The 21,503-nt window shown below is 70.1% G+C and carries 20 protein-coding genes; 14 read left to right on the top strand and 6 right to left on the bottom strand.

Annotated features, from left to right (window positions below; all coding sequences use genetic code 11):
- The first annotated feature begins 71 nt into the window (after positions 1–71).
- The gene (sucB, locus tag AXZ95_RS18445) at positions 72–1,661 is read left to right on the top strand and encodes a 2-oxoglutarate dehydrogenase, E2 component, dihydrolipoamide succinyltransferase (protein ID WP_018191306.1); all 1,590 of its coding nucleotides are present in this window, start codon (positions 72–74) and stop codon (positions 1,659–1,661) included.
- 5 nt (positions 1,662–1,666) lie between these two features.
- Here the strand turns inward: sucB and AXZ95_RS18440 are convergent, their stop codons facing one another.
- On the bottom strand, positions 1,667–3,172 hold the full coding sequence (locus AXZ95_RS18440) for a hypothetical protein (RefSeq protein ID WP_133638951.1): 1,506 nt from the start codon (positions 3,170–3,172) through the stop codon (positions 1,667–1,669).
- A 115-nt stretch (positions 3,173–3,287) separates the two neighbouring features.
- Here AXZ95_RS18440 and lipB point away from each other — a divergent pair, with 115 nt between their 5' ends.
- From lipB to AXZ95_RS18425, 3 genes are all read left to right on the top strand, one after another.
- Positions 3,288–3,947, top strand: a complete 660-nt coding sequence (gene lipB / locus AXZ95_RS18435; protein ID WP_018191307.1) for a lipoyl(octanoyl) transferase LipB — start codon at positions 3,288–3,290, stop codon at positions 3,945–3,947.
- Positions 3,944–4,933, top strand: a complete 990-nt coding sequence (lipA, locus tag AXZ95_RS18430; RefSeq protein WP_026307205.1) for a lipoyl synthase — start codon at positions 3,944–3,946, stop codon at positions 4,931–4,933. The genes lipB and lipA overlap by 4 nt, the downstream gene beginning before the upstream one ends.
- Before the next feature lie 62 nt (positions 4,934–4,995).
- On the top strand, positions 4,996–5,691 hold the full coding sequence (locus AXZ95_RS18425) for a DUF4191 domain-containing protein (protein WP_018191309.1): 696 nt from the start codon (positions 4,996–4,998) through the stop codon (positions 5,689–5,691).
- A 117-nt stretch (positions 5,692–5,808) separates the two neighbouring features.
- On the opposite strand, the gene AXZ95_RS18420 is transcribed toward AXZ95_RS18425, so the two are convergent.
- The gene (locus AXZ95_RS18420; protein ID WP_018191310.1) at positions 5,809–6,231 is read right to left on the bottom strand and encodes an RDD family protein; all 423 of its coding nucleotides are present in this window, start codon (positions 6,229–6,231) and stop codon (positions 5,809–5,811) included.
- A 188-nt stretch (positions 6,232–6,419) separates the two neighbouring features.
- Here AXZ95_RS18420 and glnA (AXZ95_RS18415) point away from each other — a divergent pair, with 188 nt between their 5' ends.
- The 4 genes from glnA (AXZ95_RS18415) (at position 6,420) to AXZ95_RS18400 (ending at position 11,233) form a co-directional block, all read left to right on the top strand.
- Positions 6,420–7,844: a type I glutamate--ammonia ligase gene (gene glnA, locus AXZ95_RS18415; protein ID WP_018191311.1), complete on the top strand. Its 1,425-nt coding sequence runs from the start codon at positions 6,420–6,422 to the stop codon at positions 7,842–7,844.
- Between the two features lie 114 nt (positions 7,845–7,958).
- Complete coding sequence (locus AXZ95_RS18410; protein WP_081626611.1) at positions 7,959–9,437, top strand: dicarboxylate/amino acid:cation symporter; 1,479 nt, start codon at positions 7,959–7,961, stop codon at positions 9,435–9,437.
- A 109-nt stretch (positions 9,438–9,546) separates the two neighbouring features.
- Positions 9,547–9,975, top strand: a complete 429-nt coding sequence (locus tag AXZ95_RS18405) for a YciI family protein (RefSeq protein WP_018191313.1) — start codon at positions 9,547–9,549, stop codon at positions 9,973–9,975.
- Positions 9,976–9,997: 22 nt separating this feature from the next.
- Positions 9,998–11,233 carry an RNA polymerase sigma factor gene (locus AXZ95_RS18400; RefSeq protein WP_018191314.1) on the top strand — a complete coding sequence of 412 codons (1,236 nt, stop codon included), beginning with the start codon at positions 9,998–10,000 and terminating at the stop codon, positions 11,231–11,233.
- Positions 11,234–11,361: 128 nt separating this feature from the next.
- Here AXZ95_RS18400 and AXZ95_RS18395 read toward each other — a convergent pair whose 3' ends face one another.
- Positions 11,362–14,385 (bottom strand): bifunctional [glutamine synthetase] adenylyltransferase/[glutamine synthetase]-adenylyl-L-tyrosine phosphorylase, encoded by a 3,024-nt coding sequence (locus AXZ95_RS18395; RefSeq protein ID WP_018191315.1) that lies wholly within the window; start codon positions 14,383–14,385, stop codon positions 11,362–11,364.
- Positions 14,386–14,395: 10 nt separating this feature from the next.
- On the bottom strand, positions 14,396–15,733 hold the full coding sequence (glnA, locus tag AXZ95_RS18390) for a type I glutamate--ammonia ligase (protein WP_018191316.1): 1,338 nt from the start codon (positions 15,731–15,733) through the stop codon (positions 14,396–14,398).
- Positions 15,734–15,835: 102 nt separating this feature from the next.
- Between glnA (AXZ95_RS18390) and AXZ95_RS18385 the strand changes: the two genes are divergently transcribed.
- From AXZ95_RS18385 to panB, 3 genes are read left to right on the top strand one after another with little or no spacing between them, the layout of a single operon-like run.
- Positions 15,836–16,096 carry a hypothetical protein gene (locus AXZ95_RS18385; protein ID WP_018191317.1) on the top strand — a complete coding sequence of 87 codons (261 nt, stop codon included), beginning with the start codon at positions 15,836–15,838 and terminating at the stop codon, positions 16,094–16,096.
- A complete protein-coding gene (locus tag AXZ95_RS18380) occupies positions 16,093–16,479 on the top strand; it encodes a type II toxin-antitoxin system VapC family toxin (protein ID WP_043742455.1) in 387 nt (128 codons plus the stop codon). Before AXZ95_RS18385 ends, AXZ95_RS18380 begins: the two co-directional genes overlap by 4 nt.
- Positions 16,480–16,520: 41 nt before the next feature.
- On the top strand, positions 16,521–17,372 hold the full coding sequence (gene panB, locus AXZ95_RS18375) for a 3-methyl-2-oxobutanoate hydroxymethyltransferase (protein WP_018191319.1): 852 nt from the start codon (positions 16,521–16,523) through the stop codon (positions 17,370–17,372).
- 69 nt (positions 17,373–17,441) lie between these two features.
- On the opposite strand, the gene AXZ95_RS18370 is transcribed toward panB, so the two are convergent.
- On the bottom strand, positions 17,442–17,651 hold the full coding sequence (locus tag AXZ95_RS18370) for an SPOR domain-containing protein (RefSeq protein ID WP_018191320.1): 210 nt from the start codon (positions 17,649–17,651) through the stop codon (positions 17,442–17,444).
- Positions 17,652–17,663: 12 nt separating this feature from the next.
- Here AXZ95_RS18370 and map point away from each other — a divergent pair, with 12 nt between their 5' ends.
- Positions 17,664–18,530 (top strand): type I methionyl aminopeptidase, encoded by an 867-nt coding sequence (gene map, locus AXZ95_RS18365; protein WP_018191321.1) that lies wholly within the window; start codon positions 17,664–17,666, stop codon positions 18,528–18,530.
- Here map and AXZ95_RS18360 read toward each other — a convergent pair.
- Entirely contained in the window at positions 18,517–19,956 is a 1,440-nt protein-coding gene (locus tag AXZ95_RS18360) for an MDR family MFS transporter (protein ID WP_018191322.1), read from the bottom strand. The genes map and AXZ95_RS18360 overlap by 14 nt on opposite strands.
- Before the next feature lie 66 nt (positions 19,957–20,022).
- Between AXZ95_RS18360 and AXZ95_RS18355 the strand changes: the two genes are divergently transcribed.
- Together AXZ95_RS18355 and ppgK are read left to right on the top strand one after the other, a co-directional pair.
- Positions 20,023–20,640, top strand: coding sequence for a TetR/AcrR family transcriptional regulator (locus tag AXZ95_RS18355; protein WP_018191323.1), 618 nt, complete (start codon positions 20,023–20,025; stop codon positions 20,638–20,640).
- Positions 20,641–20,666: 26 nt separating this feature from the next.
- On the top strand, positions 20,667–21,500 hold the full coding sequence (ppgK, locus tag AXZ95_RS18350; protein ID WP_018191324.1) for a polyphosphate--glucose phosphotransferase: 834 nt from the start codon (positions 20,667–20,669) through the stop codon (positions 21,498–21,500).
- The last annotated feature ends 3 nt before the right edge of the window (positions 21,501–21,503 follow it).

The raw sequence follows: 21,503 nt of genomic DNA, 5'->3' as shown, positions 1-21,503 counted from the left end.
GCCGGGTCCGCGCCGCGCGGACCCGGCTGCAATAAGCTACTGAACGATCAGGTTTTGAAGGAGAGAAGCTCATGAGCGAATCCGTCAGCCTCCCGGCGCTCGGCGAGAGCGTCACGGAAGGCACGGTCACCCGCTGGCTGAAGAACGTTGGCGACCGTGTCGAGGTGGACGAGCCCCTGCTCGAAGTCTCGACCGACAAGGTCGACACCGAGATCCCGTCGCCGGTCGCCGGCGTCATCGAGGAGATCCTGGTGCAGGAGGACGAGACGGTCGAGGTGGGCACTGCGCTCGTGACGATCGGTGACGGCTCCGGTGCAGGCGCTGAGGCGCCCGCTGCTCCGGCAGCCGAGGCCGCTCCTGCGGAGGCCGCCCCGGCCGAGGCAGCTCCGGCCGAGCAGGCTGCTCCCGCGGAGGCCGCTCCCGCGGAGGCCGCACCGGCTCAGGCCGCACCGGCTCCCGCCGAGCAGGCCGCACCCGCCGCCGAGCAGGCCGCGCCCGCACCGCAGGCTGCTCCCGCGGAGGCAGCTCCTGCCCAGCAGGCTGCTCCCGCCCAGCAGGCCCCCGCCGCGGCTGCTCCCGCGGCTCCGGCCCCGGCTGCTCCTGCCGCTCCTGCCCAGCAGGCGGCACCCGCCCAGGCTGCCCCCGCCCCGCAGGCGGCTCCTGCCGCTCCCGCGGCACCGGCCGCTCCGGCTCAGGCCGCCCCCGCCCCGGAGGCCCCCGCGGCCGCCGGCGGGTCGTCATCGGGCGCCCACGCCGGCAACGCCGGCTACGTGACCCCGATCGTCCGCAAGCTCGCGAACGAGCAGGGCGTCGACCTCTCCACTGTCACCGGAACCGGTGTCGGCGGTCGCATCCGCAAGGAGGACATCCTCTCGGCTGCTGCCCCGGCCGCGGCTCAGGGTGGCGCGCCCGCTGCTGAGGCGGCTCCGGCTCCCGAGGTCTCGCCGCTCCGCGGCACGACCCAGCCGATGTCGCGTCTCCGCAAGGTCGTCGCCGAGCGCGCCGTCGTCTCGATGCAGTCGACCGCGCAGCTCACCAGCGTCGTCGAGGTCGACGTCACGAAGGTCGCCGCTCTCCGCGACCGCGTGAAGGGCGATTTCCTCGCCAAGACCGGTGTGAAGCTCTCCTTCCTGCCCTTCTTCGCCCTGGCCGCCGCCGAGGCGCTGAAGACGTATCCCGTCATCAACGCGACGGTGGACGGCGACAGCATCGTGTACCCGGACCACGAGAACATGTCGATCGCGGTCGACACCGAGCGCGGCCTGCTCACTCCGGTGGTGCGCAATGCGTCCGAGCTCGACATCGCGGGTCTCGCGAAGGAGATCACCGACCTGGCCGAGCGCACCCGCGACAACCGGCTCAAGCCGGACGAGCTCGCCGGTGGTACCTTCACGCTCACGAACACCGGTTCGCGTGGCGCCCTGTTCGACACCCCGGTCGTCTTCCTCCCGCAGGTCGCGATCCTGGGCACGGGCATCGTCACGAAGAAGCCGGTCGTCATCTCGGCCGACGGCACGGATTCGATCGCCATCCGTTCGACCGTGTACCTCGCTCTCTCGTACGACCACCGCATCGTGGACGGCGCCGACGCGGCCCGCTTCCTCGTCGCGGTCAAGAACCGTCTCGAGGGCGGCAACTTCGAGGCCAACCTCGGAATCTGATCCGCTCACGGGTACACCGCCCGTAGCCGCCAACCGGCCTCGCTCCTCACCAGCAGGAGCGAGGCCGGTTCGCTTTTCGGGGTGCGGGTGGAGTCCGGGGCGGCGCTGACGAGGGCGGCACCGCCCCACCGCTCGACCAGCGACAGCGTCGCACCGCTGAAGTCCCGCTTCGCGGCGGCACCCTCCGCACCCAACGCAGCCGTCTCTTCCGCGACCACGGGCGAGCCCTCGTCGAGGACGCCCGTCAGGCAGTCGGAAAGCGCCGGGCGCGCCGTGAAGCACGAATGCCGAGCGTCGAGCACGGCGCGGGCCGCATCCACGGGATCCTCTGTCGCCGAGCCGCCGGTGGCCTCGCCCGCCCCGACCGCAGCCTCTGCGACAGCCGGAGGCGCCACCGCGGACGACGAAGGCATCGGCGTCGGCGTGGGCATAGCCGTCCGGCCGAACGGCGACGGAGTCGGCGCCAGTGTCGCCATCCGCGTCGCCGCCGTCTGCGGCGACGAGCCGGGTGCCGGCGACAGCGCGACGAACGCGAGCGCCGCCACCACAGGCACCGCCGCAGCCGCAACCAACGCGGGCCTCCGCCGCAACGTCGTCCGGATCCGTTCACCGAGAGCACGCCCCGGTCGACCGTCGAGCAGGTCCATGGCCCGGCTCACCAGCACAGCGGCCCTCCCGACGCGACTCGAAGACGTCCGACGTTCGACGGGCTCGACGTCGTCGAGCGTGGGCGGTTCCAGCCCCACAGGTTCCGGCGCCACCACGCGAAGGACGGAGTCCGCGACGGCCGGCCAGCGCCCGCGACGGAGCCCGGCTTCGACAGCGGCCAGCAGCCGCATCCCGAACCCATCCACCACCTTCAGGCAGATCGTCCGAGCCAGGGCGTAGAAGCGCTCAGCGTCCGTCACGGCGGCGTCGGCGGTCCACGGCCCCACGTCGTCGAGCGCGTCGAGGGCCGGACAGCCGTCGCCGAGGAATACGATCCCCGAACCGGTCAGTCCCGGTCCGGCCCAGCCGGAGGAGTGCAGGGCGGCCACCCCGGCGGCGACCCCGAGGAGGATGGTCGCCGCCTCGCCCGAACGCACGCCGTCCCTCCGCGCGAGAAGGCCGTCGAGGTCTCCGTGCTCCGGATAGTCCAGGAGCACAGCATCCACCTCTCTGCCCCGCACGCGCCGGTCCGGCAGCTGTGCCACCACACCGACCACATGCTCGCTGACCGCCGCAGCACGCGCGGCGATGTCGGCACTGTCGGCGGCCACCCCGGGAGCACGCTCCCGCACCCGCAAGAGACGCCGCTCCGGGAGCCGCCCACCGGATACCGCCACCCGGATCTCGTGCGGCGGCTCGCCGCGGACCTGACAGGTCGGCGCATCCACCTCCCACCCTTCGGCGGCGGCGATCGTCCGGGCCACACGCAGGAGTTCCGCCTCGGCCGGGGCGCGGTCGGCGGAACGTGCGGACGCCGGGAGTCGGATGGATGCTGAACGAAGGGAGACGGGAGAGGAAGTCACACATCGATCCCATCCCACCGCCGGACGTCGCGGTCGTCCGTCCGCGGATCTGTGCATAACGCATCCACTCGTCCGCCTGTGAACACCGAACGCGCGCCGCGCATAGACTGGCCCCGTGACCACGTATGACGTCACGGGGCTAAGCGCCAACTCCGTGCCGTATCTCGAGGCCCTTCAACAGCAGCGTGCCCTGCACGCCGCCGTCGTCGCAGGCCGGGCGCCCGATACCGTCATCCTCCTCGAGCACCCGCCGGTGTACACCGCGGGCAAAAGGACCTCACCGGACGAACGTCCCGACGACGGCACCCCCATCGTCGACGTCGACCGGGGAGGCAAGATCACCTGGCACGGGCCGGGTCAGCTCGTGGGGTACCCGATCCTCCGCCTCCACGACCCCATCGACGTCGTCGGCTACGTCCGCGCGCTCGAACGGGTGCTCATCGACGTGCTCGCGCGCGTCGGCGTGACCGGGGTGCAGATCGAGGGCCGCTCCGGCGTGTGGATGCGACCAGAGCACAACTCCGGAGCCACCAGGGACGAGAAGATCGCCGCCATCGGCATCCGCGTCGCCGAGGGCGTCACCATGCACGGGTTCGCGCTCAACTGCTCCAACAGCCTCGACGCCTACGACCGCATCGTCGCCTGCGGCATCCGCGACGCCGGCGTGACCACGATCTCCCGGGTCCTCGGCCGCACCGTTACACCGCAGGACGTCGCGCCGCTCGTCATGGACGCCTTCGACCTGGAGTTCACCGCTGCGGAGGCCGTCGCGTGAGCGCCGTACCCGAGGGGCGCCGGATGCTGCGCCTCGAGGTCCGCAACGCCCAGACGCCGATCGAGCGGAAGCCCGAGTGGATCAAGACCAAGGCGAAGATGGGACCGGAGTACCGGCAGCTGCAGAGCCTGGTGAAGTCCGAGGAGCTGCACACGGTCTGCCAGGAGGCCGGCTGTCCCAACATCTACGAGTGCTGGGAGGACCGGGAGGCGACCTTCCTCATCGGCGGCTCGCAGTGCACGCGCCGTTGCGACTTCTGCCAGATCGACACCGGCAAGCCGGCGGAGTTCGACCGCGATGAACCGCGTCGCGTCGGAGAGTCCGTGCAGCGCATGGGCCTCCGTTACGCGACCGTGACCGGCGTCGCGCGCGACGACCTGGAGGACGAGGGCTCGTGGCTGTACGCGGAGACGATCCGCGAGATCCACCGCCAGTCGCCGGGCACCGGGGTCGAGATCCTCGTGCCCGACTTCTCCGGCAACCCCGACCACCTCGGCGAGGTGTTCTCCGCCCGTCCGGAGGTGTTCGCCCACAATGTGGAGACGGTCCCGCGCATCTTCAAGCGCATCCGGCCCGCGTTCCGCTACGACCGCTCGCTGGACGTGCTGACACAGGGCCGGTCCGCCGGGCTGATCACGAAGTCCAACCTCATCCTCGGGATGGGCGAGGAGCGCCACGAGATCAGCACAGCCCTGCGCGACCTCCATGACGCGGGAACCGACATCATCACGATCACGCAGTACCTGCGGCCGAGCCCGCGCCATCTGCCGGTGGCGCGGTGGGTGCATCCCGACGAGTTCGTCGAGCTCAAGCAGGAGGCGGAGGAGATCGGATTCCTCGGCGTCCTGGCGGGACCGCTGGTGCGCTCGTCGTACCGAGCGGGACGGCTGTGGGCGCAATCCATGCAGGCGAAGGGACGCCCGGTGCCGGACGAGCTGAGGCACCTCGCCGACGCGACGCTCGGCTTCGCGCAGGCCGTCTCCTGAGAGCCCTCTCCCCGCAGCGAACGGGTCATCTGGAACGCCGCCGAGCCGGTATCCTTGGAGCTATGGCAAAGGACAAGTCCACCAAGGAGCCCGGCCGTCTGAAGCAGATGTGGCAGGTGTTCCAGATGACCCGCCGGTACGACAACCGCGCGGTGCTGTACATCGTCCTCGGGGCTGTCCTGCCGATCATCCTCGGCATCCTGCTCGCCGTGTTCCTCTCCGGCGGCAACGTCTTCACGATGGTGCTGTGGATCCTCGCGGGTGTGCTCGCCGGCGTCCTGATCGCGCTGATCATCCTCGGTCGTCGTGCCGAGCGTGCCGCGTACTCGCAGATCGAGGGGCAGCCTGGCGCCGTCGGCGCTGTGCTCCGCTCGTCGCTGAAGCGCAGCTGGCGCGGCTCCGAGATGCCCGTCGCCGTCAACGGCAAGACGCAGGATGCGGTGTACCGGGCGACCGGGCGCGGCGGCGTTGTGCTCATCAGCGAGGGCCCGGTGACCCGCACCAAGCGCATGATCGACGAGGAGCGCCGCAAGGTGAACCGCGTGCTCCCGAACGTTCCGGTCACCGTCATCAGCGTCGGGCCGGACGCCGACTCCGTGCCGCTGCACAAGGTGCCGCGAACCCTCGCCAAGATCAAGCCGACCCTCACCAAGGCCGAGGTGCTCGCGATCAGCAACCGCCTCCAGTCGATGGAGAACCAGATGCCGATCCCGAAGGGCATCGACCCCATGAAGGTGCGCGCCCAGCGCGCGCGCTGACCCTCGCACTCCCCCTCCGTCGGGCCGCTCCGCCCGCCGTCGAGTACACAAAAACTGCACGGATCCCACCCGGAAACCGTGCAGTTTTTGCGTACTCGACGGTGTGTGGGAACCGCGTCAGGCGCGGATGAGGACGGTGCCGGCGATCTTGTCGTGGAAGCCGCGCTGGTCGGAGTCCCAGACCAGCGCCGGGATCACGATGCAGAGGAGCAGCGTCCGGACGATCGGGCGCCACACCCCGACCCAGCCGCCGCGCACGGCGACGACGCGCATCCCGAGCGCCCTGTGGCCGACACTGCCCCCGAGAGTCGGGATGAACACGATCTGCAGCACGGCGAAGATCGAGATCGTCGCCCACGAGTCGTAACGGAAGAACGCGAACGACAGCAGGGATGCGATGGCCCAGTCGATGGCGATCGCCGCGATCCGCCGCCCCACCCGTCCGACGGACCGCGGACCGGCCTCGGGGAGTCCGAGGCGCTCCCCCGGGTAACGACTGGGGGCGATGTCGCCGGGGCGGTTGGCGGGATTCTGCGGCACCCGCCGAGTCTATCGAGAGCTCCCCAGCGCATCCTGAGCCCTGCCGACACCGATCGGGCATCCCCTGCCCGGGTACCCGTAACATGCCGGAAACATTTGCGTCACCCCCGGGAAACGGCCTCCCCTTAGCGTTGACGTGGGCTGCACGCGCAGTCCGGTCACCCGCAAAGCCATTGGGAGTCGTCCGTATGTTCCGTGATTCGTCTGAGGTGCTCAAGTTCATCAAGGACACCGACGTCAAGTTCCTTGATATCCGCTTCACCGACCTTCCCGGTGTGCAGCAGCACTTCAACATCCCCGCCTCGACGGTCGATGAGGAGTTCTTCTCCGTCGGTCAGCTCTTCGACGGCTCCTCGATCCGCGGCTTCGCGTCGATCCACGAGTCCGACATGCAGCTGATCCCGGACGTGTCGACGGCCTACATCGACCCGTTCCGTGCCGAGCGCACGCTGATCATGGTCTTCGACATCTACAACCCGCGCAACGGTGAGATCTACTCGAAGGACCCGCGCCAGGTCGCCAAGAAGGCGGAGAAGTACCTCGCCTCGACCGGCATCGCCGACACCGCGTACTTCGCCCCCGAGGCGGAGTTCTACATCTTCGACGACGTGCGCTACGAGGTGAAGCAGAACTCCAGCTTCTACTCCGTCGACTCCGAAGAGGGCGCCTGGAACTCGGGCCGCGTCGAAGAGGGCGGCAACCTCGCCAACAAGACCCCGTATAAGGGCGGCTACTTCCCGGTGAGCCCCGTCGACAAGCAGGCCGACCTGCGCGACGACATCTCGCTGAAGCTGATCGACGCCGGCCTCATCCTGGAGCGCGCGCACCACGAGGTGGGCACCGGCGGCCAGGCGGAGATCAACTACCGCTTCGACACGATGGTCCACGCGGCGGACGACATCCTCAAGTTCAAGTACATCGTCAAGAACACCGCCAACGAGTGGGGCAAGACGGCCACGTTCATGCCGAAGCCGCTGTTCGGCGACAACGGCTCGGGCATGCACACCCACCAGTCGCTGTGGAACGACGGCAAGCCGCTGTTCTACGACGAGGCCGGCTACGGCGGACTCTCCGACATCGCGCGCTGGTACATCGGCGGCCTGCTGAAGCACGCCCCGGCCGTCCTGGCGTTCACGAACCCGACGGTGAACTCGTTCCACCGCCTGGTCCCCGGCTTCGAGGCCCCGGTCAACCTGGTCTACTCGGCCGGCAACCGCTCGGCGTCGATCCGCATCCCGATCACGGGCTCGAACCCCAAGGCGAAGCGCATCGAGTTCCGCGCCCCCGACGCGTCCGGCAACCCGTACCTCGCGTTCGCCGCCCAGCTGATGGCGGGCCTCGACGGCATCAAGAACCGCATCGAGCCGCACGAGCCGGTCGACAAGGACCTCTACGAGCTTCCCCCGGAGGAGGCGCGCAACATCCCGCAGGTGCCGGCGTCGCTCGGCGAGGCGCTCGACGCGCTCGAGGCCGACCACGACTTCCTCACCGCGGGCGGCGTGTTCACCCCGGAGCTCATCGAGACCTGGATCGAGTACAAGCGCGAGAAGGAGATCAAGCCGCTCGCGCAGCGCCCGCACCCGTTCGAGTACGAGCTGTACTACGGGGTCTGATCCGCACGTTCTCACGCGAAGGGCCGCATCCGATCACGGGTGCGGCCCTTTCGTGTGTTTCGGTATGTTGCCGTAGAACTGGGAGTCCACCTCCCCCGCTCCTAGCGTTGAAGCATGACTTCCACTTCGCTTTCCTCTCCTGCGCCACGGACCCGGCGCGGCCCCCGCTGGCTTCGCTCCTTCGGCGTCCAGGTCACTGCTGCGCTCGTGCTCGGCGTCGTCGCCGGCCTGATCGCACGCCAGCTCGGCGAACCGGGCGGACAGCCTAACGGGCTCACCGCCACACTCAACACGATCGGGCAGTCGTACGTCTCTCTGCTGAAGGCCGCGGTGATCCCGCTCGTCTTCCTCGCGATCGTCTCCAGCATCGGCAACCTGCGCCGCGTCTCGAACGCCGCGCGCCTCGCCGGGCGGACGCTGCTGTGGTTCGCGATCACCGCGTTCATCGCGGTGAGCATCGGCATCGCACTGGGCGTCGTCATCCAGCCGGGCAGCCGGGCGTCGCACGGGGAACTCGCCGCCGCCGATCCCGGCGTCACCGCGACGTGGTGGAACTTCCTGCTCGGCCTGGTGCCGGCGAACTTCGTCGGCGCTCAGGTCAACACTCATGTGGATGTGGTGGATGGCGTGGCCACTGCCACCTCCGCCGTCAGCTTCAACGTGCTGCAGGTGATCGTGGTCGCTGCGGCCATCGGCATCGCCGCCCTGAAGGTGGGCAGGAAGGCGGAGCCGTTCCTCACCTTCACCGATTCGGCGCTGAAGATCGTCCAGCGTGTGCTCTGGTGGATCATCCGGCTGGCCCCGCTCGGCACGTTCGCCCTCATCGGCAACGCTGTCGCGACCTACGGATGGACGACCATCGGATCGCTCGCCTGGTTCGTGTTCGCGATCTACCTCGGCCTCGCGATCGTGCTGTTCGTTGTGTACCCGATCATCGTCCGCAGCAACGGTCTCTCGATCCGCCAGTACTTCTCGGGCGTGTGGCCGGCGGTGCAGCTGGGCTTCGTGAGCCGGTCCTCGATCGGGACGCTCCCGCTCACGCAGCGCGTCGTCGAGCGCAACCTGGGCGTGCCGAGCGGATACGCGTCATTCGCCGCGCCGTTGGGGGCGACGACCAAGATGGACGGCTGCGCCGCGATCTACCCGGCCATCGCCGCGATCTTCGTCGCCCAGTTCTACGGCATCCAGCTCAACATCCTGCAGTACCTGCTCATCATCGTGGTGTCGGTCGTCGGATCGGCGGCGACCGCCGGGACGACCGGCGCGATCGTCATGCTGACGCTCACGCTCTCGACGCTCGGCCTGCCCCTCGACGGTGTCGGCCTGCTGCTCGCGGTGGACGCGATCCTCGACATGGGCCGGACGGCGGTCAACGTGGCCGGCCAGGCGCTGGTGCCGACGATCGTCGCCAAGCGGGAAGGCATCCTGGACCTCGAGCTGTACAACGCGCCGCGCTCTGGCGTGCCGTTCACAGATGAGGATGAGGCGCACGCCACGGGGGCCGGCGACACCGATGCGACGGTGGACGGCGGAGAGCCGGAGACCAGCGACAGCGGCGACGACGCCCGGGGTAAGGTCGCGCAGCCGGTCTGAGGTCGGCATCCCGAAGATTTTCCACCGCCCTGTCGACCTTTCGCACCGCCGTTCGACACGATGGTAGGAGGGTGCGACCGAAGCACCCCGGATCTGAGGGAGACACCCCATGAAGTACATGCTGATCATGCGCTCGGACGACGCCGCGAAGCAGGCCTACCAGGAGATGGACTTCAACGAGGTCATCACCCAGATGGGCAAGTACAACGAGCAGCTGATCTCCGCGGGCGTCCTGCTGTCGGGCGACGGCCTCGCGGACGATGTCGCCGAGACGGGATTCGTCGTGGACTTCTCGTCGACGCCCCCGGCGATCACGGACGGCCCCTACGGCGAGACCCACGAACTGTTCAACGGCTTCTGGATCCTCGAGGTCGGCTCCAAAGAGGAGGCGGCGGAGTGGGCCAGCCGATGCCCGCTCGGCCCCGGCTCGAAACTGGAGGTGCGCCGCGTCACCGACGAGAGCGACTTCGCCGCCTTCGCCGACAACGAGTACATCCAGAAGGAGGCCGAGTGGCGCGCGGCCGCCGACAAGGCCTGAGCAGAGCGGATAGCAGCAGAAGATGAGCGGGATCCCGGCACGGGTCGACGCCGTCTGGCGCATCGACGGAGCGCGCGTCGTCGCGACGCTCGCGAAGGTGACCGGCGACGTCGGCCTGGCCGAGGATCTCGCGCAGGAGGCGCTCGTCGAGGCGCTGAACCAATGGCCCCGGGATGGCGTGCCCGAGAATCCGGGCGGCTGGCTCGTCGCCGTGGCGAAGCGCCGCGCGATCGACCAGTGGCGGCGGCGCGAACGGCTCGACGACCGGTACCGGGCGATCGCGGCGACACTGGAGGAGACGGCCGAAGACTCCTGGGAGCCGATCGACGACGACGTGCTCCGGCTCGTGTTCACCGCGTGCCATCCTGCCCTGTCGAGGGAAGGCCAGGTCGCGCTCACCCTGCGCGTGGTGGCCGGGCTCAGCACGGCGGAGATCGCCCGGATGTACTTCGTGCCGGTCGCCACCGTGCAGCAGCGGATCGTCCGCGCCAAGAAGACGATCGCCGCCGCGCGCATCCCCTTCGCCTCCCCCGAGCCGGCCGAGTGGAAGCAACGGCTGGCCGGCGTGCTCAGCGTCGTCTACCTGATCTTCACGGAAGGCTACGCGGCGACGACGGGACGCGAGTGGATGCGGGCCGACCTCGCGAACGAGGCGCTGCGGCTGGGACGCATGGTCGCCGCGCTGCTGCCCCGGGAGCCCGAGGCGCATGCGCTCGTCGCTCTCATGGAGTTGCAGGCCGCGCGCTTCTCGGCGCGGACCCGGCCGGACGGGACCCCGGTGCTGCTGACCGAGCAGGACCGGACGCGATGGGACCGCGCGCAGATCCTCCGTGGACGGGCGGCGCTCGCCCGGGCGGACGAGCTGGGTCGCGGGCGCGGGCCGTACGCGCTGCAGGCCGCCATCGCCGAATGCCACGCGGTCGCGCCGAGCGCCGACGACACCGATTGGGACCGCATCGTCATCCTCTACGAAGCGCTCGGCCGGATCGCCCCGAGCCCGGTGGTGGAGCTGAACCGGGCCGCGGCGGTGTCGATGGCGACCGGTCCGGCCAACGCGCTGCGGATCGCCGACGAGCTCGCCGCACGCGGCGCCCTCCCGGGGTCGCACTTGCTGCCGAGCGTCCGCGGCGAACTGCTGGCGCGCCTCGGGCGCACCGAGGAGGCGGCCTCCGAGCTGACCGCGGCGGCGGGCCTCACCGCGAACGAACGCGAGCGCGACGTCCTGCTTGCCAAAGCCGCCCGCCTCCGCGACGCCTGACCCCTCCGCGCCCTCCGCGCCCTCCGCGCCACCGTCCCACCGTCGAGTCCGCAAACTTTGCACGCTGGGCGCCCCGAAACCGTGCAAAGTTTGCGGACTCGACGGTGGGGGGAAGGGGCGCGGGCGCGTCAGGCGGTGGGGGCGGGGCGCTGCGGGAGGCCGTAGAAGGCGCGCTCGAAGACCTGGCGGGCTCGGCGCGTCACCGCGAGGTAGTCCTCCTCGAGGCGGGAGGCGGAGCCGGGCGGGTATTCCATCAGGCGGGCGACGCCGTCGAGGGCGACGCGGTCGGACGGCAGCACATCGGCGGTCTTGTCCGCCCACAGGGTCATCGCCGATCGGGTCCGGGATGCGAACACCCACGCGTCACGCAGCCGCGCGGCGTCCTCGGCGGAGACGAACCCGTGCTCGGCCGCCGCAGCCAGCGCATCCAGAGTGGATGTGGTCCGCAGCGCGGGCACCTCGGCGGCGTGCTGCAGCTGGATCAGCTGGACGAACCACTCGACGTCGCTCAGCGAACCGCGTCCGAGCTTGAGGTGGCGGGACGGATCGGCACCCTGCGGCAGGCGTTCGTTCTCGACGCGCGCCTTGATGCGCTTCACCTCGCGGATCTCCTGCTCGCCGATGCTCTGCGGATAGCGCACCTCGTCGGCGAGCTCCGTGAAGTCGGCGAGCAGGTCGGCGTCCCCGGCGATCCCGCGGGCGCGCAGGAGCGCCTGCGCCTCCCAGGTGAGCGACCAGCGCTGATAGTAGGCGCGGTACGAGTCGAGCGAGCGCGCCGGCGGTCCGTTCTTCCCCTCCGGGCGCAGGCCGATGTCGAGGTCGAGCGGGAGCCGGTTGTCCTCGGTGAGCCGGTTCAGCTCCGACACGATCGCCAGGGCACTCCGGTTTGCGGCCTCCTGTTCCGCCGCCAGCGGCCGGAACACGTACATCACGTCCGCATCGGAACCGAAGCCGAGCTCGCGACCGCCGAACCGCCCCATGCCGATGACGGCGAACTCCAGCTGGTCCGCATCCCCTCGGGCGAGCCGGATGGCCTCCAGCACACCCGAGATGATGTTCTCGGTGACGTCGGTGAGGCCGTGCGCCAGCTCCTCGATCGTGGCGAACCCGAGGATGCCGGAGAACGCGAGCCGCAGGATCTCCCGTCTGCGCACCGCGCGGAGCGCCGCGGCGGCCGTGTCGACCGACTCGTGCCGGGCGAGGATCGCGGCCGTCTCCTCCCGCAGCAGCGCCGCCGGCCGGGGCCGCAGCTCGCCTTCGTCTTCGAGCCACGCGACGGATTCGGGGATGCGCCCCAGCAGCTCGCCGGCGAACCGGGAGCCGGACAGCACACGCGTGAGCCCTTCGGCCGCCCCCGTGGAGTCGCGCAGCATCCGCAGGTACCAGTGCGTGCCGCCCAGCTCTTCGCTGAGTCGCCGGAAGGTGAGGAGGCCGTAGTCGGGATCCGGGCCGCTCGCGAACCACTGCAGCATCACCGGGAGGAGGTGCCGCTGGATCGCCGCCCGGCGGGAGACGCCGGAGGTGAGCGCGCCGATGTGCGAGAGCGCCCCGCGCGGGTCGCGGAACCCGATCGCGGCGAGACGTGCCTCCGCCTGCTCGCTGGTGAGCCCCGCTCCCCCGCCGAGCCGCGCGTCGTCGGCGGGTGTCGCCGCGACCGCGCTGAGCAGAGGGCGGTAGAAGAGCCGCTCGTGCAGCCCGCGCACGCGGTGCTTGATCTCGTTCCACTGCACGAGGAGCCCGTCGGCGCTGGGCGCCAGACCGGTGGCGCGTGCGAGGATGCGGACATCCGCCTCGTCGCGCGGCATCAGGTGGGTGCGGCTCAGGCGGCGCAGCTGCAGCCGGTGCTCCATCAGGCGGAGCGACCGGTAGTCGCGCGAGAAGGTCGCCGCCTCCTCCCGCCCGACGTAGCCCTGCTCGGCGAGGGCCGCCAACGCGGAGAGCGTGTCGCGCTGCCGCACCACGTCGTCGGTCTGGCCGTGGACGAGCTGCAGCAACTGGACCGTGAACTCGACATCGCGCAGCCCGCCCGGGCCGAGCTTCAGCTGGTAGTGGACCTCGTCGTCCGGGATGTGGTCGGTGACGCGCTCGCGCATCCGCTGCACCGACTCCACGAAGTTCTCGCGGGAGGCGCTGCTCCACACCTTCGGCGCGAGGGCCGCGACGTACCGCTCGCCGAGCCCGGGGTCGCCCGCGAGCGGACGTGCTTTGAGCAGGGCCTGGAACTCCCATCCCTTCGCCCACCGGTCGTAGTAGGCGATGTGCGAGTCGAGCGTGCGGACGAGCGCGCCGTCCTTGCCCTCCGGCCGCAGATTGGGGTCGACCTCCCACAGCCCCGGCTCGATGGCCGGCTCGTGGATGCCGCGCATCGTCAGCATCGCGAGACGGGTGGCGATGTCGACCGCGCGGCCCGGCTCCAGTCCGGCCGCGTCGTCGCCCTCGGTGACGAAGATGACGTCGACGTCGCTGACGTAGTTCAGTTCGCGGGCGCCCGCCTTGCCCATCCCGATGACGGCGAACCGCGTCGCGCGCACCTGCTCTTCGGGGAAGCGGCCGGGACCGGTGCCGATGGTCATCCGCCGTGCCACGGCCAGCGAGGCTTCGAGCGCCGCCGCCGCGAGGTCGGAGAGCGTCGCGGCGACCGCGTCGAACCCGCCGACGGGGTCGGCCTGCTCCAGGTCGAAGCTCGCCACCTGGACGAGACGGCGGCGGTAGCGGATGCGGAGGCGCGTCCACGCGCTCTCGTCGCCATCGGCGGCCACGCCGTCGACCGCTCCGACGACGGCGAGAAGGTCTTCTCGCAGTTCGTCGGCCGATGGGAGCTCGGCGATCGGCGCGGCGAGCGCATCCACCTCGGCCGGCTGGCGGAGGAAGAACTCGGCCGCGCCCTCCGACGCCCCGATCACGCGGAACACCCGGCGGGCGTCCTCCTCGGCGCGGAGAGCCGCCATCGCCTGTTCCGGCGCCTGCCGCAGCAGCCGCAGCGCGGAGGCCAGCGCGGTGTCGGGGTCGGCCGCGGCGGACAGCGCCGAGATCAGCGTCTCGGGAGTCAGTCCGGTGAGGTCGGCGAGCTCGTCCAGCGCGTCACGGACCGAGCTCAGCCCCACGAACCCGGCGCGCGCCAGGGCGGTGAGGGAGAGCTGCTGCCGCGTCACGACGGAGGGGTCAGAGGATCTCGAGGTTGGATCGCAGCTCGTACGGGGTGACCTGCGCCCGGTACTCCGCCCACTCCTTGCGCTTGTTGAGCAGGACGTAGTTGAAGGCCTGCTCGCCGAGCGTCTCGGCGACGAGCTCCGAGTCCTCCATCAGGGAGATGGCGTGGTCGAGGCTGGCCGGGAGCTGGCTGTACCCGAGGGCGCGGCGTTCGCCGTCGGACAGGGCCCAGACGTTGTCCTCGGCCTCCGGCGGCAGCTCGTACTGGCCCTCGATGCCCTTCAGGCCCGCCGCGAGAAGGAGCGAGAACGCCAGGTACGGGTTCGCCGCGGAGTCCATCGCCCGGTACTCGACGCGCGAGCTCTGGCCCTTGCTCGGCTTGTACAGCGGGACGCGGACCAGCGCGGACCGGTTGTTGTGGCCCCAGCTGACGAAGCTGGGCGCCTCGTCTCCGCCCCACAGTCGCTTGTACGAGTTCACGAACTGGTTGGTGACCGCGGTGATCTCCGGAGCGTGGCGCAGCAGGCCGGCGATGAACTGGCGGCCGATCTTCGACAGCTGGTACTGGGCACCCGGCTCGAAGAACGCATTGGTGTCGCCCTCGAACAGCGACATGTGCGTGTGCATCCCGGATCCCGGGTGGCCGTAGAGCGGCTTCGGCATGAAGGTGGCGTACACGCCCTGCTCGATGGCCACCTCCTTGATGACCGTCCGGAACGTCATGATGTTGTCGGCCGTGGTGAGCGCGTCGGCGTACCGAAGGTCGATCTCGTTCTGCCCAGGACCGGCCTCGTGGTGGCTGAACTCGACCGAGATGCCGAGGTCTTCGAGCATGCGCACCGAGCGGCGGCGGAAGTCGTGGGCGGTGCCGCCGGGGACGTTGTCGAAGTAGCCGGCCGAGTCGACGGGCTCCGGGCCCTCGGTGCCGAAGGACGACGACTTGAGCAGGTAGAACTCGATCTCGGGATGCGTGTAGAAGGTGAAGCCGCGGTCGGCCGCCTTCTCCAGCGTCCGCTTGAGCACGTTCCGCGGGTCGGAGACGGCCGGCTGCCCGTCCGGCGTCGTGATGTCGCAGAACATGCGCGCGGTCGGGTCGATCTCGCCCCGCCACGGAAGGATCTGGAAGGTCGTCGCGTCCGGAAGGGCGAGCAGGTCGGACTCGTAGGCGCGGGTGAGGCCCTCGATGGCGGAACCGTCGAACCCGAGCCCCTCGCTGAACGCCCCCTCGACCTCGGCCGGGGCGATCGCGACGGACTTCAGTGTGCCGACGACGTCCGTGAACCACAGCCTCACGAACTTGACGCCACGCTCCTCGATCGTGCGAAGAACGAAGTCGCGCTGCTTGTCCATCCTGCCCCTTTCCTCGGCCCTGTCCAGACTACTGGTTGCGGGCAGAGTCCACCCCGCAACGCGTCGGTGCAACACCGAGAAGGTAGGTGCTACACTTCTGTCATGCCGACCACATTGCTCCGCACTCAAGTGACACATACGCCGTCCGTCGCCCATGCCCTGGAGGCTGCGCGGGAGAGGTGGCCTGGCGAATCGGATAGCAAGCTGCTCCTGCATCTGGTCGAGCTGGGCGAGCACGTCCTTCGGGCCGATCAGAGGAAGCAAGCGGACGATCGGCTGGCCGAACTCGATCGCATCAGCGCGCGCTACGCGCACGCTTTCACCGAAAGCCCCTCGGGCGCTCGAGACAGCCGGCCAGAGTGACCTTGGTTCTCGATGCGAGCGTGCTCATCGGACTGCTCAATCCGAAAGACGAACACCACGCTGCATCAAAGAAGGTATTCGAATCAGAGCGCGCCTTCCTCGTCCACCCTGTGAATTTCGCGGAGGCTCTCATCCGTCCTCACAAGGCACACCTGGCGGTCGAGGCGTTCGAAGACTTGCGGCGGCTCGGAGTGGTATCGACGCACCTCTCGGAGCAAGGCCCGCTCTTGCTCGCCCAGCTGCAAATCGCTGACGGACTGAGCGAGATGGACGCTTGCGCGCTCGGCCTGGCCGTTGACAACGACATCCCACTGGTGACCTTCGACAAGCGGCTTGCTGCCGCAGCGCGGAAGCGCGGACTCCACGAACCCATATCCGCCTGAGCCGCCGGACACCTCTGCGCGCCGTCACTAGACTGAGCCGCATGAGTGAGCAGTCACCGGTGCCCTCCGTCCATCCCGCGACCTCGTCGATGCAGTCGCTGAAACGGGTGCGCACCCGCCACTTCCAGGCGGCGAAGGAGGAGGGGGCGCCGTTCACCGGCTTGACGAGCTACGACATGCTCACCGCCCAGATCTTCGACGAGGCGGGCATCGACTTCCTCCTCGTCGGCGACTCCGCCGGCAACAACGTGTTGGGCTACGACACCACGCTCCCGGTCACGGTCGACGACCTCATCCCCCTGACACGTGCGGTCGCCGGCGCGGTCAAGCGGGCGTTCGTCGTCGCGGACATGCCGTTCGGCTCGTACGAGACCGGCCCGCTGGAGGCGCTGCACACCGCGGTCCGTTTCATGAAGGAGACCGGCGCGCACGCGGTGAAGCTCGAGGGCGGCCGGCGCAGCGCCGAGCAGATCCGCCGAATCGTCGACGCGGGCATCCCCGTCATGGCGCACATCGGCTTCACCCCGCAAAGCGAGCACGGGCTCGGCGGTCACCTCGTGCAGGGACGCGGCCAGGCGGCGGACGACGTGCTCGCCGACGCGCACGCTGTCGAGGAGGCGGGCGCGTTCGCGGTCGTCCTCGAGATGGTGCCGGCCGAGGTGGCCAAGCGCGTGACGGCCGAACTGCGCATCCCGACGATCGGTGTCGGTGCGGGGCCGCACGTCGACGGCCAGCTGCTCGTGTGGACCGACTGGGCCGGCTTCACGACGGGCCGGGTGCCGCGCTTCGTCAAGCAGTACGCCGACATCAAGACCGTGCTGTCGGATGCGGCGCGGGCGTACAAGGCGGATGTGCAGGAGCGGACGTTCCCGACCGACGAGCACAGCTTCTAGCGGCCGCCGGCGCCCGCGAAGGGCGCCTCGGCGCGGCCGGCCGCGTCAGAGCGGCCGACCGTCGCGGGGCTAGCGACCGTCCTCGGCGTCCTCCTCGGCCCACTTCGCGGAGTTCTCGCGCAGCTTCTCGAGGGCGTGCTCGGCCTCGTCGCGGGTGTCGAACGGGCCGACGCGGTTCGGCGCGGGCGACAGGAAACCCTGCTCCACCTCGCCGGTCTTCATGTTGTACCAGTACTTGTGCTCGGCGTCCTGCTTGATGCCGTACTCGTCGCTCGTCATAAGGTTGATCGTATGCCCAAGGATTCCGCCGGTCACCTGATCCCCGGTCGCGTCACACCGATGCGGCCCGTGCCGAGCCGGATCGCGCGCCCCGAGTACGTCGGCCGCCCCAGGCCCGCTCCGTACACCCGCGGCGACGTCTACACGCCCGACGAGGTGGAGCTCATCCGCGAGTCCGGGCGCATCGCCGCGCAGGCGATCGAGCGCGTCGGCGAGGCCGTCCGCCCCGGCGTGACGACGGAGGAGCTGGATGCGATCGGGCACGAGTTCCTGCTCGCCCACGACGCCTACCCGTCGACGCTCGGCTACCGTGGCTACCCGAAGTCGATCTGCAGCTCGGTCAACGAGGTCATCTGCCACGGCATCCCGGACGACACCGTGATCGAGGACGGCGACATCGTCAACATCGACATCACCGCCTACAAGAACGGCTTCCACGGCGACAGCAACCAGACCTTCATCGCCGGCACCGCCTCCGACGAGGTCGCCGGTCTCGTCGAGCGCACCCGCGAAGCCTTGAACCGTGGCATCAAGGCCGTCGCCCCGGGGCGGCAGGTCAACGTCATCGGCCGGGCGATCGAGTCGTACGCCAAGCGGTTCGGCTACGGAGTGGTCCGCGACTTCACCGGTCACGGCGTCGGCGCGGCCTTCCACTCCGGCCTGATCATCCCGCACTACGACTCGGCGCCCGCGCACGACGACGTGATGGAGCCGGGGATGGTGTTCACCATCGAGCCGATGCTCACCCTCGGCACGCACGAGTGGGAGATGTGGGCCGACGACTGGACGGTGGTGACCCGCGACCGGAGCGTCACCGCCCAGTTCGAACACACCCTGGTCGTGACCGAGCGCGGTGCCGAGGTGCTTACGCTCCCCTGACCTCCACAGGAGCCGGTGCGACCGGCGCCGGAACCGCGTCGTCGGCCATCGCCCGCGCAGGCGACGGCAGCACGAACGCGATCCCCACGCCGAGCACCGTCGCCGCCGTCGCCACCCAGAACGCGGTGTCGAAGGCCGACGACACCGACGCCCCGCCCTGCACCGCCGCTTGCAGCAGCACGGCGAACAGCGCCGTACCGAACGATCCGCCCAGCTGCTGCGCCGTCCGGGTCAGGATGCTGGAGTGCGCGATCTGCTCCCCCGCGAGCCCCTGGTACGACGCCACCATGAGCGGCATCGTGATCGCGCCGAGCCCGAACCCGCGCACGAACAGGGCGACAAGCAGCAGCGGATCGGCCGCCGACGTCGGACCGAGCGCGAACGGGATGGTCGCCACCGCGACCACCGCGAATCCGGCCACCGCGATCCACCGCGCACCGATGCGGTCGATGAGGCGCCCGGCGATCGGGCGACACGCCAGCGTCCCGAGCCCCTGCGGCACGAGGAGCAGTCCGGCGCCGAGCGCATCCGTCCCCCGTGCCTGCTGCCAGAACAACGGCAGCAATAGCATCGCGCCGTACAGGGCGACGCTGGAGAGGAACAGCAGAGTGGATGCCGACCAGACCGAGCGGACGCGCAGCAGCCGCACATCCACCAGCGCAGCGCCCTTCCGCCGCAGTGCCCAGAACACGAAGGCGGCGACGAGGATCGCGCCTCCCACCAGGGGCAGCCACGCGTCGAGCCGCGCGAACCCGCCGTCGAGCACCGAGTCGGACAGGCCCAGCAGCAGTCCCGCGAGCCCGGGCACCAGGAGCAGCACGCCGACCAGGTCGAGACGGCGCTTCGGGTCGCGGCCGCGGTCCGATGGCAGCATCCGCCAGGCCAGCAGGAGACCGGCGACCGAGAACGGGATGTTGACCCAGAACACCCAGCGCCAGTCGCCGAGCGCGAGGATGAGGCCGCCGATAACCGGTCCGAGGATCGGGCCGGCCATCGCCGGGAGGCCGATCACCGCCGAGACGCGGCCGAGCTGACGGCCGCCGGCCACCTCCATCACCATCGTCGTCATCACGGGCAGCATGAGACCGCCGCCGACGCCCTGGAGCACGCGGAAGGCGATGAGGGAGTCCGCGTTCCAGGCCAGGCCCGAGAGCACCGAGCCGGCGAGGAAGATCGCCAGTGCCACCATCCACACCCGTTTTCCGCCCCAGCGCGCCAGGCACCACGCCGACAGCGGCACCGTCGCGGCGAGCGCGAGCAGATACCCGGTGGTCACCCACTGGATCTGCGCGACCGTCGTGTGCAGGTCGCTCGCCAGGGTGTGGAGGGCGACGCTGAGGATGGTCGTGTCGAAGACCACCGCCAGCGCGCCGATCACGAGTGCGGTCGCCGTCCGCACGACCGTCCGATCCAGTTTCTCCGCCATGTCCACTCCTTAAGATGCGCGTCTGTATCTTAACGAGATCGTACGACGATCGGATAAGATGCGCAAATGGACTCTAAAGAGACCGCTAGTCGTCGGCGCCGCGGCGCGGCCCTCGAGAGCGCGCTGCTCGACGCCGCCTGGGACGAGCTCGACGAACACGGCTTCGCCGCCCTCACCATGGAGGCCGTCGCCGCCCGCGCCGGCACCAGCCGCCCCGTCCTCGCCCGCCGCTGGGCGACCCGCAGCGACCTGGCGCTCGCGGCCATCCGCCACCACTTCGCGGCCGAGCCGATCCAGGTGCCCGACCACGGCAGCCTGCGGGAGGACACGCTCGACCTGCTGCGCCAGATGAACACCCGGCGGCGCGGACTGGTGACGGAGGTGCTACTGCGGTTCTCCGGCGTCGTCACCGAAGCCGACGGCGGAATCGCCGGCCTCCGCGAACGTCTGATCGGCGACCAGCCGACACAGCTCGGCGCCATCCTCGAGCGCGCGGACGCCCGGGGCGAGATCGACCTCGCGCGGCTCTCCCCCGTCGTCGCCGACCTCCCGCTGACCCTCGTCCGCCACGAGATGCTGATGCGGCTCACGCCGGCCGACGACGCGACGCTCCAGTCGTTCGTCGACGATGCGTTCCTCCCTCTCGCGCTGGCGACCCGTCGGCCGGGTGGCGGCACGCAGTAAGGTTCGCGGCGCGGTAGATTCGAGGCATGACTTCGCAGAAGCACGCGATCGGCATCGACATCGGCGGAACCGGCATCAAGGGAGGCCTGGTCGACCTGTCGACCGGCGAGCTCGTCAGCGACAGGGTCAAGCTGCCCACTCCGGAGGGCGGCAAGCCGGACGACATCGTCGAGACCACGAAGGAGATCGTCGACCGCCTGGCCCAGGAAGAGCCGGATGCGCCCGTCGGCGTCTGCTTCCCCGCGATCGTCAGCCACGGGGTCACCCTCTCGGCCGCCAACGTCGCGAAGGACTGGATCGGTCTGCACGCCGAGGACCTGTTCGAGAAGGCGCTCGGGCGCGACATCCACTTCGTCAACGACGCAGACGCCGCCGGATACGCCGAGACCCGCTTCGGCGCGGCGAAGGGCAAGGACGGCCTGGTCATCATGACCACGCTGGGCACGGGCATCGGCTCCGCGCTGATCTACGACGGCATCCTCATCCCGAACGCCGAGCTCGGCCACCTGGAGATCGACGGCCACGACGCCGAGTCGCGCGCCGCATACTCCGCCAAGGAGCGCGAAGACCTCAGTTGGGAGAAGTGGGCGAAGCGCCTGCAGAAGTACTACTCGACCGTCGAGTTCCTGTTCACGCCCGACCTCTTCATCGTAGGCGGCGGCGTCTCGAAGCACTACGAGGAGTTCCTCCCTCTGCTGAAGCTGAAGACCCCGATCGTCCCCGCCGTGCACCGCAACAACGCGGGCATTCTCGGCGCCGCGGCCCTGACCGTCCGCAACGAGCGCCGCGACGCCGGCGAGCGCGGCCGCAGCGCGGAGGCCGGGACGCCCCAGGACGCTCCCGCGCCGACCCCGGCGTAACAC

The organism is Leifsonia sp. 115AMFTsu3.1 (assembly GCF_004362795.1).
Lineage (GTDB): Bacteria > Actinomycetota > Actinomycetes > Actinomycetales > Microbacteriaceae > Leifsonia.
Note: the sequence above shows the minus strand (reverse complement) of the source record. Positions and strands in the feature narration are given on the sequence as shown.